Below are 13,624 nucleotides of genomic sequence, written 5' to 3' on the forward strand. Positions count from 1 at the left end.
TATAGAGCTTAGCTAAACTCTGACATTTTATTCACTAGGTGGTAATTGAGATACGATTTGATTACCACCGGCGGTTTTAGCTCTATACATAGTTTGATCCGCATATTGAATAAGTTGCATATCAGTTTGACCATTCTCAGGGTAACTAGCGACCCCGACACTACTTGAAAGCACTAATTTTATACCCTCGATGAAAAAAGGCTGTGCACATTTAGAACGTATTTTTTCGGCGACTTGTAATACATCATCGCGATTTTTAATGCCATTCAAGATCACAACAAATTCATCTCCGCCAAGACGACCAACGGTATCTGAACCTCGTACACATTCAAGTAGTCGTTCTGCTATTTTTTGTAATAACGTGTCACCGACTAAATGCCCGTGTGTATCGTTTACCTCTTTAAAGCCATCTATATCAATAAACAACAGTGATAATTCAACGCTATTGCGACTCGCACTTGCTAAGCTACTTTGAATACGGTCGAGTAATAACATACGATTCGCCAAGCCGGTGAGCTGATCGTGACCAACCAAATGCTGTAACTGCTTTTCAACCTCTTTGCGTTCAGTAATATCATGCGCAACGGCAATTCTCACTTGATGCACCGCAGACCAACGTACTGACCATAAAATATGCACCACTTGGCCATCTTTTCTGACCCAACGATTTTCAAAACGCGGTTTTGATACCCCAGATAACAAGGTTGCAACCGTATCCAGAGTTATCTCGCGGTCATCTTTATACACAAAGTCAATCATCGGTTTACCGACCACTTCAGCCGGTGTGTAACCAAAAATAGTTTCAAACGCCGCACTGACGGCAATAAAACATCCTTGCTTATCGACTACACAAACAGCATCAAGCATTAGCTCTAATACATCTGTAAGACAAACTAACCCTGTGTTTTTCATTCGCTCGCCTTGAACGGTAAAGTTGTTGTTTTTATACTAGCAAGAGTACGCTTCGTAAATGTTGAAATACTGCCCTATTGTAAGGTTGCACAGCACAATGTTTATTACCAATAATGGCTTTCTATTGAATAAACAAATAGTAGGCCAACATATTTTTTACTGCAACAAACAACCACACCATACAGCTAGCGCACTACATTGCTAAAGTTAGTTACTATGAATAACTAACCTTGTTAGTGCATTGACCACAGCTTCTTCGACCGAATGTAATTTAAATGGTTTTGATATAAACAGATCCATACCCGCTTCTTTACAGGCTATTTTATCCGAGGCTGATGTATTAGCGGTTAAAGCCACTATTAAGGTGTCCTGATGACGACAGATATTTTCAGCTCTGAGAATTTTAGTCGCCTCTAGTCCGTCGAGTTGCGGCATAACACAATCCATAAAAATAAGGTCATATTTCGTTTGCTTACATTTTAAAATCGCGTCTTCGCCGTCTACTGCAAAGTCAGCCTTAATTTGGAGCTTTTCTAACGTCGCATCAAGCACAAACCTATTTATTTGATTATCATCGACAACCAACACCGATAAACCACTCGTATCGATTGTGGTACCTGCATATTGATTCATCTCAACTTGCATTGTGCCAATTGCCAGTGGAATATCAACGACAAATGTTGTGCCTTGTTGAAAAGTACTGTTGACCTTAATTGCTCCGCCCATATATTCAATTAACTCTTTTACAATCGCTAAACCAAGACCTGTGCCACCTTTATTGCTTTTGGCGTCTACCTCTTGAGTAAAAGGAGAGAATAATGATGCAAGAAATGGCTTTGTCATTCCTCTGCCGGTGTCACTAACTTCAAGGCGCAAGTTCAATTGGTTATTAGCCTGGGTAACGTTTACCTTAAAATGTACCTCTCCTGCATCTGTAAACTTTAAAGCGTTACTTAATAAATTAGAAGTTATTTGACTCAAACGCGTATTATCACAGTACGCCCAGCAATCATCGGTTATTTCAAGCTGAGTTTTAAAATCAATATTATTAGCCTTAAATAGCGGAATATACAAAGACGCTAAATCTACAAAGATTGTTTTTAATAAAAAGTGATTAGGTTCGAGTTTTAACTCACCGTGATTTATTTTTGAAAAATCAAGCACTTCATTAATAATGTTCAATAAAATATCTGCGCTACGTAATGCAACTTTTAACTTTTCGACTCTTTTTTCTTCGCTTTGCTCACCTAACAGCGTCGTTAACATGCCTGTAATGCCATTTAATGGCGTTCGTAGTTCATGACTAATTTTTGCAAGCAACATACTCCTATCTTCTAACATTCGTTCAGCTTGGGCTTTTTTATTTTTTAATTCTTCTCGTAGTAACACTGATTCGCTGACATCTTGTAAAGTACCAAACAAGCGCACACAGGTGCCATCGACAAACTCAGCCTCACCAAATGCACTGACCCATACGCTGTTATTTTTAGCGGTAATCAGTTCTAAATCTAAATGCCATTTTCCGCCAGTTTTCATACCGACTTCAACCGCATGAGTAATACTGTTGCGACTTTCGCCTTCTTTAAAAAAGCCAATAGCGGAATCTAAATCAGGAATAAATGCATCATCAACTTGGTAAATTCGCCGTGTTTGCTCACTCCAAGTCACTTTATTGGTCAACAAATCAACTTCCCATGAACCAATATTAGCGATACTTTCTAACTTTACTAATGTGTTATTGTTTTTTAAAAGTTGTTGATTAGCGCTTTTTCGTGCAAACTCAGAACCTAACCACTGAGCAAATAATTCAACATAGTCATGAGCTTGCTCTGAAAAAGGGGTCGAGGAATTAGGGGATGAAAAATTTACGGTGCCATAGATATCTTTACCAACTTTAATAGGCGCACCAATGTAGGATTCTAATTGAAAATTTACGTAGCAAGGATGATGTGCGATACGACTTGTTGAAGTTTGATGAAAAGCCAATGCTTTACTTGCCGCTAAAGTATGAACACAATAAGTTCCCGCTAAATCAAATACCCTGCCTACAGCTAACGAATTATCAGCAGTGATAACATGGCGTACCACATATTGGCTGCCGATTACTTCACTTATAATAGCAATCTCTAAATCAAAAACATTGAGTCCAAACTTCAATAAATTATCTATTTTTTCATCAAAACTTTGCTGTTGATCAGATACGATATTGTGAAAGCTTCTGAGAAAATTCAAATTGCCACTCCTCGCGCGTTAACTAATGCCGAAACCACGACATAACAAAAAGCCTATTAAAGTACTAATAAATACAGTAAATTTGTGCTTTAGTATATAGCCAGTTTTAACTTACAACTTTTTTAAAATGAATAAATAAACTACCTAGCTTCAGCCTCACATAAGTAAAAAGGTTTAAGTAAATTTCCAACGCCAACACTTAACCATTAAAGGTACAACACTTCCTTACATTCCTAGACAATCCATTACATTGCTGCCACAGATTTTTATAGATTAATTACTTAAAGTGCCTGCAGATTACATCAGGACATAAAAAATGAAAAAATTAATTTTAATACCTTTAGTAACAATCAGCCTTTCAAGCTTCCAAGCAACAGCTGACGAGCAGAATGAAACCCATAGGATTGGAGCACAACTTTCTGCGGGCGCGGCTTCATACTATAATTCAAGCAATAATGGCGATGAGATAGCGCAACTATACCTTTATTATAATTACCAATTTGACAAAACATGGGCATTAGAATTTGGTTTAAATGGTGCGTCAAGCGGTGATGAAGCATGCAAAGGAATTGATACTAAATATAATTGCCAAAGTAACGATATGTTTTTTAACAGAAACATTGATAAAGTGGAATTTTCTAACTACGTTATTGCAGCAAAAGGGCAATTCAAGATCACTGAGAATAACTCGCTCTATGGCAAGGTGGGTGGCCAATCTTATAATTATTCAATGTTCGAAAAAGGTAGAAAAACCGCCGACATTAGTGGTTTTGGTTTATTTTTAGAAAGTGGTTGGCAATATGATTGGAATAATGGATTGGCTATGAATGTTGCGTTGCAATACATTGATATGGATGAATTATACACCAGCTCATTAGGTGTTGGTATTAGCTACCGCTTCTAAGTACATTCACTTATAAAATACGGCTTCAATTGAAGCTGTATTTTATAGCCTCATGACTAAAACGCCCTGCTGTGTTGCAAAACCACAGTTCAACCTTTCATCATCCGTTTATTACTTAAAATATTGCCCGCAAATGCGTCTATATCTTAAAGTAACTTGAGTATATACTTCACACCATGAATACCTGTAATGACTAACTAATGACGACTCCAAAAAAGAAAAGTAACTTCTTCAGTAACCTTATTTTTAATATTATTTTACCCGCGGTGATCCTGAGCCGTTTTAGTACCCCGGATACACTTGGTCCTGTTTGGGCTGTTGTGGTGGCACTTGCCTTTCCACTGTTATTTGGTTTGTGGGAACTTAAGCAATCAGGCAAGGTAAACTTTTTTTCTATCTTGGGAATTATTAGCGTCTTGCTTACAGGTGGCATCAGTTTATTTGAACTCGACCCTAAATACATTGCCATTAAAGAAGCCATGGTACCTGCGATTATCGGCATCATAGTACTAGTGAGCCAATACACGCCTTATCCATTGATCCGCAAACTATTAATTAACCCTGAACTATTAGATATAGAAAAGCTAACTCAGTCACTTGAGCAACAAAACAATACGGCAGTATTTGACGCAAAAATGCGTTTAGCTGGCTTTATTGTTGCTAGTGCATTCTTTTTATCGGCAACTCTTAATTACTTTTTAGCTAAAGCAATCGTAGTGAGTATGCCTGGTACTACCGCCTACGCAGAAGAGTTAGGACGTATGACATGGCTAAGTTACCCAGTGATTGTAGCACCTACTATGGTATTACTCGTTGGTGCGATTATTTTCACTTTTAAACAAATTGGTAAACTAACTAAACAACCAGTCGATGATTTCATACTGCAATAAGCGCACAGAAGAGATCAACGATACATTTTAATACATCGCGTTACACAATCAGCAATGTAGTCTGGCGGAGGAAGTTCGTCAGCTATTGCAGGCGGCACAGTACTGACCACTATACTGTCGTTTTATTTTGTACCCGTGGCTTATTACTTACTATCAAAACGAACATTACGCTGTAAATAAGCATTCACAGTATTTTCTCAAACCAAACAAGGCCTCGATTGAGGCCTTGTTTATGTTAAATTAAAACTCCCAGCTCAGTGACCCCCAATAACGGCGGCCGTCTTCAACATAACCGTACTCATCCTCAGTGATGTCTTTATCGAAAATGTTATACACACCAAAGCCAAGTTTTACTGTGTTGGTTAAGTTATAGTTACCACCAATATCGGCCAAGGTATAATCCGGTGCAATAAGGCTATTTTGCGATGGACCGGTTGTTGGCTGGCTTTCTTCACCGCGGTAATAAACACGTAACCAGCTGCCAAATTTATCGCTCGGTTGCCAGTTAAAAGATGTTTGTAAAATATGCTTTGGCAACTGATTTAATGGACTGCCTTTGTACTCACCTGATTTTTGCTCAGAATCGGTGTAAGTGTAATTTGCTCTGACGTCGATATCACTGGTGATGTCATACGAAAGCGTAAATTCAAAGCCTTGAGTAACCGCTTCATCAACATTTATATACGTTGTTGGTGATGAACCAAACTCATTCGGGCCATCCGTACATTGTGTTAACGGGCAAGCAATACGGGTAATTTTGTCATCAAACTGATTATAAAACACGGTACTTGAGGCATTCAGATCACGACTCACATCGTAATAAATGCCCATTTCATAGTTAACGGACTTTTCTGGACTTAAATCTGCATTACCATAAATATTTCCGCCGCGACTTACTTGCCCCCAATCAGGGGTAGACTGGCGAATATTTGGCGCTCTAAAGCCTGTTGAGATACCGCCTTTAATAGTGAGATCATGGCTCGCGCTATACACACCGTATAAGCGAGGACTCCAATGACCGGCGAAATTGCCATCATGATCGTATCTAAGTCCAGTCGTTAACTTAAATGCCTTAGTTGCGCTCCATTCGTCTTCAGCAAAAAGAGACCACTGCTCATTCTCAACGTGTGTTAAATCACTAATTTTATTGCTGGTATAATCGTCCAGTGTTTCTTTTAAATACGCAGCACCTACCGTGGCATTATGATCGGTAATAATTGGCAAGGTCCAGCTAGTTTGTGCATCAGTGTTTTCAACATACATTTCACGAGAGGTGTTGTCGAATTTATCGTACTTTAAGTAGCTGCGAGAAGAACCAAAATCATAAAAGCCATTATGACTTAATGAAAAGGTTTGTTGCTCATAATCAGTGGTTGATGATTCAGGGCATCCTCTGCGCCCGCAGCTTTCACCAGGAGCAAGTGCTGCAACAGTTTTACCAAGTGTGGCATCCAAGGTTTGTTTACCCGTGCCTGCCTCAAACATAATTTCGTGGTTAGCAGTGGGAGTTAAAATAAACTTCGCTTTAATATTACTTTGCTCTTTGCCACGAAAACCTGCTGTAAAATCATCTTCATCTCGTTCTGAGAACTGGCCAGATAGCTGCACGCCTAGCAGTTCAGGAATGAGTCCACCAGCGGTAAAAAAACTGCCTTGATTAATATTGCCCGACTCACTGCGCTCTTGAATTGTGCTATCAAGGCGTACTTCACCATACCATTGCTCTGGCGTTTTTCGAGTAATAATGTTGATCACACCACCAATGGCATCAGAGCCATAAAGCGACGACATCGGGCCGCGAATAACCTCAATGCGTTCAATCGCTGAGATGGGTGGTGTCCACGCACCTTCAACACCCGGCCCATCACTGTTAGGGCGTGTTTCACGGGATGTTTGCCGCTGCCCATCAATTAAAATCAGCGTATATTGGCTGGCCATACCACGCAGGCTAATATCTTTTCTGTCACCACCGCCTGTGACAACAACACCAGGTACATCAGTTAATGCATCGGTTAAATCACGATAAAAACGTTTTTCGAGCTGTGATCTGTCTATCACACTTATACTGGCCGGTGCCTCTTTCAGCATTTGCTCACTGCCGGATGCAGATACCACAATCACTTCCATATCTTGCTTAGCATCATCCGCATGGGCAGAGATACTTAAAGCGCTTAAAATTGCTGCAGTTAACGGTATTAATTTACGGCTTACCGTATTCATGATGATTCTCCGTGACTTTTGTTTCATAAATGATAATAATTAGCGTTTGCGATATTAATTAGAAGTTCCCACTTTCACAATGTGTGAATTCTTAAAGCTATGTTAAGCAGGACTTAAAGTTATGAATGGGAAATTGCTCAAGGCACTTAATGTATTTGCTCGTACAGTCGAGACCGGCAACATGAGCCACGCAGCACAAGAGCTACTTATGACGACATCAGCGGTCAGCCAACAGATCAAACAACTTGAGCATGAACTGGGGTTAAGTTTGTTTAATCGCAGCCCTCGCGTTTTAACCTTAACGGAAGCAGGTCAGCTGTATTATCAAAGTTGTATTAAGATGTTGGCGCTAAGTTCAGCCACCTCTGAACAATTGCAGCAATTACAAAACAACCCAAGTGGGCAATTAAAATTAGTTGCGCCGGTTGGTTTTGGTGGAGGGCTCTTAAGTACGCCATTACAACAATTAATCAGTCAGTACGCGGATATTGATATTCAGCTCACCTTGTCGGACGAGCCTGTTGATATGATAAAAGCAGGAGCTGATTTAGCACTTGCCATTGGCCCGTTACAAGACTCAAACTTAATCGCAAGGCATTTAGTAGATTGGCCTTTAGTGTTATGCGTGCATCACAGCCACCTGCTAGCCAATGAAGTAAATCACGATATTGAGCAATTAATCACCATGCCCAGAATTGCCCACATCAGCGCTGAATATGCGCTAACCCATACAACAACTAAACAAAGCGTAAAATTACCTGAGCCACGGATCACCGTAAACAATATGCAAAGCATCATTCAGCTGGTATGTGATGGTGTTGGCTATGCCATTTTACCTGAGCCTGAAGTGCGTAGTTTATTACATTCAGGTGAATTAAAACCTTTATGTACCGATTGGCAGTTACCTCATTACAGTGTATTTGCAGTCACTCCTGCGCGGGATATTTTAGCTGCGAAAACAAAAGCCGCAATTTCCTTACTCAAAGAAAGTTTTGCGGCTTTATCACGACCAGAAACAGTTAAAAATAATAGTAAAGCGCTAATTTAAAGCCGTGATCAGCTTGCTGCCAGCGGCTATAATTAAACTCAGTTCGCAGTGCTAAATCTTTTTCTAATGCCCAATGCCAGCTCAGTTTTGCTTGACTACGCTGGGCTTGTTGATTATTCGCCAGCCACTGATATTGGCCACTGGCAGCAAATTTATGGGCTGGATTCAATTGCCAAATAATCCCTCCTTCAATCCCTGCGGCGGGGGAAATTCCAGTACTAAAATCACCGCCATTTAAACCAATTGTGCCCAGTAGATAAGCATGCAACGAGTTGGGATCGCCAATTGACTTCCCATAACCACCTTCAACAAAACTGCGCCCTACTCGCTTAGTATTACCAGCGGTTCGATCAAAACCTAGCCGTAAGTTCCATGACCAAGTGTTAAACACTTGATTGTCAGGCGCTAATGACATTGCATCGATTAAATAAAGGTGCTCAAGCTGTAAATGCTCACCTGTATAACTGGCGTTGATATCTAAAAAACTAATTTGTGCGCCGGGTATAAACCCAGCAGAGCTGTCGAGTAAGTCATGGTAGGCTAATCGATAAGCCAGCTCTGTAGTTTGCCCATAGTTTTTAGAGTCAGATCTTGCCAAAGCAACACGAGCAGAGCCATGGCCTTGCTCGGGTGATACTGTTGGCTTTGGTGGTTTAGTTAACGGCGAGGCAATTTTAAATTGGCTGCGTTTTCTAAGCAGTTTAGTTAAGCGCGGCGCAATATCATCTCGGTTTAAACCTTGATCATAAAAATTAAAATTAAGCCATTCATAAGCTACTTCATAAATTGCCACGCTACGCTGTGCTGAAAACTGGCTGTTATCAAACTCTGCACCTGCCATTAACTCTTTTGCTGCCGCCAGCTCTTGTGGAGTAAGCTGTTTTGCGTAATGGTGTAATTTAGTCCCAAATGCAGGGCGATAATCTGGTGCTTGGAGCAAACCTTGCTCATTTAGTACCGCCACCGTATCTGAAGGGATCGCGTGAAAGTTAAACGAACTGGTTAAATCCAGATCATCACGAGCCAACTGTAATAACGCCAGCAACTGATAAGAGCAATTTTCATCGGCAAAATAATAATCAAACGTTGCCGACTGCATTTCCCATAAGTGCCATAAAATGCGTTCAACCTCAGACTCAGAAAAACTCAGCGGGTACTCCCAAATATCTCGTGATTCAATATCACTGTATTCACGTACCTTGCGATAGTACGGCATCAGGCTAAAGTTACCAGGGTATTTACCGATCAGTCCTTTTAATGCATACAGGGCAGCATTGTCATTTTCATCCGGTTCTGCGGCAAAGTTAACGGAAAACGCCACCAACTCTTTATGACGCGTTTGATCTTTAGCATCTATACGCAGCAAGGTATGGCCAAACATTGACGAAGGACTATTCATATAAGCGGTTGGAAAAACCAATGTCATCGCTTTAGGATTGATAAGCGAACGCCAATTTTCAAGTTCAGGACACTCTAGTGCCGCCCAGTCATTCGCAACCTGTGCTTTGAGCCATTGATAACGCGCTGGAAACTGGCAAATAATGGTTTTATTTTGTTGCTCGAATACCTCAAGCGTGGCTGTGAATTCAGCTTTAGGATCCGTTTTACCTAAGGGGGACAGAAAAAAAGCAATATCATCGACATCGCTTTCAAAACCACCGCTCAGCTGCGGTCGATAATGGCCCAACTTTAACCAGTAGGGTTCTTTCCAAAGAGGCTCAGCCGCAACAGGTTTAGCAAAAATGGTAAAACAAAAAAATAATAAAGATAGCGCAAGTAAATTTTTCATCGTCATATATACAACAAAAGCCCCTATTGGGGCTTTAAATAAATTTATATTCAGCTAGCTAATTAAGATAGCGTGTATGCTGAAAGTGATGCATCACTTGCTACAACTGAGTTTAGGTTTTCTAAAACAGTTTGCGAAGTCACGTTTTCAGATGTGAAAACAGTAGCAAATTGGCTTTGCGCTAGTGCATTAAATGCTGCTTTATCTTGATCTTGAACACCCCAGATCTCAGCAAGCGTAGATAATGTTTCGCCTTCGCCTTGAGACATATCACGTGCTAATTGTTCCATGTTGCCATCGATAAATTGCGCGATTTTGGCTGATGAAGTAACAGTACCTGTACCATCACAACCAAGCGTACCAAATGTAATACCAAACGTTTGGTTACCAGACGTACCGTTTGTAGTTGCACCCAATACTTTTACTGCTTTACCGTCTTTGCCGGCAAATAACATTGAACCCAAACCACAACCAATATCTTGATCGGCCATTGCATTTGAGAAAGGAAGAAGAGAGATAGCTGCTACTGCGATTAGTTTTTTCATTTAATAAATCCTTATATTTAATTGCTTATATTTGAGATAAATAAAAGCGTCTAAAGGCTAGCATAAAAATAAATTAAATAAAGAAGAAATTACCTAAAATCACCACGCAATATTTTTTCATTTAAAATAGGGGTAAAAACTAAGCAAGAACTAATACTTAAGCAGTGATATGAATAGGGAAATTTATACCTAAAAATTAAAGGTGGATTAAAATGCGTGTTAATCCACCTAGATCAGTAAACGTTAATTTACTGTATTTAACTCAATTATCGACACTGTGCCGAGTGGGTCAACCATGTAATCTTCACTTGGCTCACCTTCATCTGCGGTGATAATAAGCTTACCATCTGGGCTGAATGTCACCATATCTGGCAGTGAGCCAACAGATGAGATCATTTCAAGTTCATACGTTGTAGTATTAAACATCGCGACCACACCCGTGTCAGTTTTAACACCTGACTCAATTGCTGCAGCAAGTTTACCATTCGCTACTGCAACTGAATTTACACCCGCGCCATAGTAGCTGATATCAATAGTTGCCAATGCAGCAATAGTCGCTGGATTTGCAAAGTCAATGACTTCAATGCGCGGTGCACTTAGTAAACTGCCGTTATTGACCACAAATAAACGCTTAGTTAGCTCATCATAGGCTGTGATCTCTGCGGCACCTTCACCACCTTCAAGTAATAAACGTGATGTAAAATCAAACAGTCCTTGGCTATTTTCACTGTAAACGGTGATATTACCGCTGTCTTCGTTTGAAACAACCAGCTGAGCTTTGCCATTTGGGCTTTGCGTAGCCGCGATAAATAGCACACCTTCAGGCGCATCATCATCCTGTGTTACTAACATTTGCACAAACGAGACTGCGCTTACATCTGTTACATCGTAAACGGCGACCGCATCTGCACGTTCGAGGGCAATAAAGGCATAACGTTTATCGCCTACCATGCCTGTTGTAATACTTTCAGGCTCTGTACCTTTTGCGTCACTGCGGTCATCAGGGTAAACACCTGCTTTTTGCGCTTCTGTCGCTAATGATGAACCACTATCAAAAACCTGTTCACCTGTATCACCGTTATATATTGAAAACGAACGAGCGCCAAAGCTATACAACTTATTATGACTTGATGCTGCACTATCTGAATCGACATACTGCGAGACTAACAAACGGCCCAATTCAGCATCAGTTTGCAATACTGAGCCGTCGGTAAATACCGATGCATCAAGAACAACATCTGCAACTTTTTCACCTTCTTCAAAATTAGTAAACCAATCTCGCACATCACCTTCATTGGCAGTTAACACATAGTGCGTGCCGTCATTTTCAAAGGTGGCAATACCATCAGGTTGATACATGCCCACTACATTTGCGCGAGTTTGTAATTTAATGATGTCGTCTTTATCGCTGGCATCAATTTCATTACCTTGTAGGCCATAATCTTTAAAACCAAGCGGGAAAATATCAGTGATGGTTTTATTAACTAAATCAACTTTAGCTAAACCATTGTTCTCTTGTAATGACACCCATGCAGTAGTGGAATCTGCCGATACTGCAACGTACTCAGGCTCAACATCTGCAGCTAAATCGGCGCCTTTACCAAACACGCGAAAGCCTTTTGCTTCAAGCGCTGCTTCTTGGTCATTAAAAGCGGTGAAGTTAAGCGTAGTTGCAGCAGCGATGTGCATTGGTGTTTTAAAGTTTTTACGGCCTGGGCTTGCGTACAGTTGCGGCGCATTGCCTTCATCTAAATCAATAAAATCCATACCATCTGGGAAGCGGCCATAACTATTTACATGGAAGTCACCGTAACTCACCTCTTGATGTACTTGGCCTTGGTATTTAAGTTTAATTACCTCGCCTTTGCCAAGACCAAAATCTTCATTATTATTTAAGATAGCATTAGCAGGCGCACCGTTAGGTAATGTAGCCCCCATTAACAAGTCAGGAAGAAGAACAATAAAACCATGACCTGGTATTTCAGTGCCCGCAGGAATGGTCATGCCCGCTTCATTATTTGCTTCACGGTCTAAGTCAACGAGCTCCCAATCACCTTCACTAAATACAAATGGTTCTGATGATTTGTTATAAAGTTCAACATAATCAAAATCAGCGTCATCACGACCTTTAGATACCACTTCATTGATAACGATATCTGCGGCAGTTGCTCCCTCGACTACATCAGGAAGTTTATTGGCGGTACCAGGAGTTGCTTCCAATGCTTCATCTTGACTATGCCAAGCACCACCATCGGGTAAACGGCCCCATGTTGAAACATGACTGCCATCATTCCAGTTAGCGCTATCAATTATGGCATTATTATGAACTAATAGAGCCGTATCGCCTTTACCTAAACCAAAATCTGTATCGCCATCTTTAGCAACTAACGTATTGGCAGGTGCATCAAATGGCACACTAGTTTGATCCGTTGCGATCAATAAAAAGCCGCGAGCGTCAATTGTTGTACCTTGGGGAATTTTAATCCCAGGCTCTAAATCAACGTCAAAACCTTTTAAGTCGTTCACAGCCCAGCTTGCATCTGCAAAGGTAAAGGCTTCATCTGAGTTGTTATATAGTTCAATATAATCAAAACCACCGCCGTCAGAGCGTACCTCGTTGATAACAACTTGGCCTGCGCTGGGTGGTTCAATAACAGGCGCAAATGTGGCTGTTATTTCTTTATGATTATCCATGGTCAGTGTTAGTGTTGTCGCACTATAATCAGCTGCGCCAATGTCGCCACTCCATGATACAAATTCATAGCCTTGTGTGGCTTCAGCGCTTAACATTACTATTGAGTCTGGTTCATAATTTGTGCGCGCTGGTGTAATAACAACATTACCGGCACTTTGTGGGGTAATTTCTAACATAAGTTGATAGCGTGTTGGCTCTAAATCATTATTGTCTAGCTCATCACAGCCACTCAGTGCGCCTAATATCAATAAACTGCCTACAATTGGTTTTAATTTCATGATTTTTCCTTGGTAATCATTATATTTTTAATTGTCGGCAACACCCTATAGACCAATGTTGACAGTAGAATGTAAATTAAATGTCACTGATGTGACAACTAGATTTATATA

General features: G+C 40.5%; 9 protein-coding genes. 3 read left to right on the plus strand and 6 right to left on the minus strand.

Translation table 11 applies throughout. The features are described from left to right. Positions 1 to 27: 27 nt before the first annotated feature. Positions 28 to 912: a sensor domain-containing diguanylate cyclase gene (locus V7783_RS13365; RefSeq protein WP_335679129.1), complete on the minus strand. Its 885-nt coding sequence runs from the start codon at positions 910 to 912 to the stop codon at positions 28 to 30. 207 nt (positions 913 to 1,119) lie between these two features. Further along, a complete protein-coding gene (locus tag V7783_RS13370; protein ID WP_335679130.1) occupies positions 1,120 to 3,144 on the minus strand; it encodes a hybrid sensor histidine kinase/response regulator in 2,025 nt (674 codons plus the stop codon). Positions 3,145 to 3,460: 316 nt separating this feature from the next. On the opposite strand from V7783_RS13370, the gene V7783_RS13375 reads away from it, so the two are divergent. Both V7783_RS13375 and V7783_RS13380 read left to right on the plus strand, forming a co-directional pair. Then, entirely contained in the window at positions 3,461 to 4,048 is a 588-nt protein-coding gene (locus V7783_RS13375) for an outer membrane beta-barrel protein (protein ID WP_335679131.1), read from the plus strand. A gap of 200 nt (positions 4,049 to 4,248) precedes the next feature. Further along, a complete protein-coding gene (locus V7783_RS13380; protein WP_335679132.1) occupies positions 4,249 to 4,938 on the plus strand; it encodes a VC0807 family protein in 690 nt (229 codons plus the stop codon). Between the two features lie 240 nt (positions 4,939 to 5,178). On the opposite strand, the gene V7783_RS13385 is transcribed toward V7783_RS13380, so the two are convergent. Beyond that, positions 5,179 to 7,158: a ligand-gated channel protein gene (locus V7783_RS13385; protein WP_335679133.1), complete on the minus strand. Its 1,980-nt coding sequence runs from the start codon at positions 7,156 to 7,158 to the stop codon at positions 5,179 to 5,181. Between the two features lie 121 nt (positions 7,159 to 7,279). Between V7783_RS13385 and V7783_RS13390 the strand changes: the two genes are divergently transcribed. Further along, positions 7,280 to 8,206, plus strand: a complete 927-nt coding sequence (locus V7783_RS13390; RefSeq protein ID WP_335679134.1) for a LysR family transcriptional regulator — start codon at positions 7,280 to 7,282, stop codon at positions 8,204 to 8,206. Here V7783_RS13390 and V7783_RS13395 read toward each other — a convergent pair. The 3 genes from V7783_RS13395 to V7783_RS13405 form a co-directional block, all read right to left on the minus strand. Continuing rightward, positions 8,178 to 10,001 (minus strand): Lnb N-terminal periplasmic domain-containing protein, encoded by a 1,824-nt coding sequence (locus V7783_RS13395; protein ID WP_335679135.1) that lies wholly within the window; start codon positions 9,999 to 10,001, stop codon positions 8,178 to 8,180. The two genes, V7783_RS13390 and V7783_RS13395, sit on opposite strands and share 29 nt — an antisense overlap. Positions 10,002 to 10,057: 56 nt before the next feature. Continuing rightward, complete coding sequence (locus tag V7783_RS13400) at positions 10,058 to 10,540, minus strand: DUF3015 domain-containing protein (RefSeq protein ID WP_064665233.1); 483 nt, start codon at positions 10,538 to 10,540, stop codon at positions 10,058 to 10,060. A 243-nt stretch (positions 10,541 to 10,783) separates the two neighbouring features. Beyond that, a complete protein-coding gene (locus V7783_RS13405; RefSeq protein ID WP_335679136.1) occupies positions 10,784 to 13,513 on the minus strand; it encodes a choice-of-anchor I family protein in 2,730 nt (909 codons plus the stop codon). Positions 13,514 to 13,624: the final 111 nt, after the last annotated feature.

Origin of the sequence: Pseudoalteromonas sp. (assembly GCF_036960685.1) — a bacterium.
Lineage (GTDB): Bacteria > Pseudomonadota > Gammaproteobacteria > Enterobacterales > Alteromonadaceae > Pseudoalteromonas.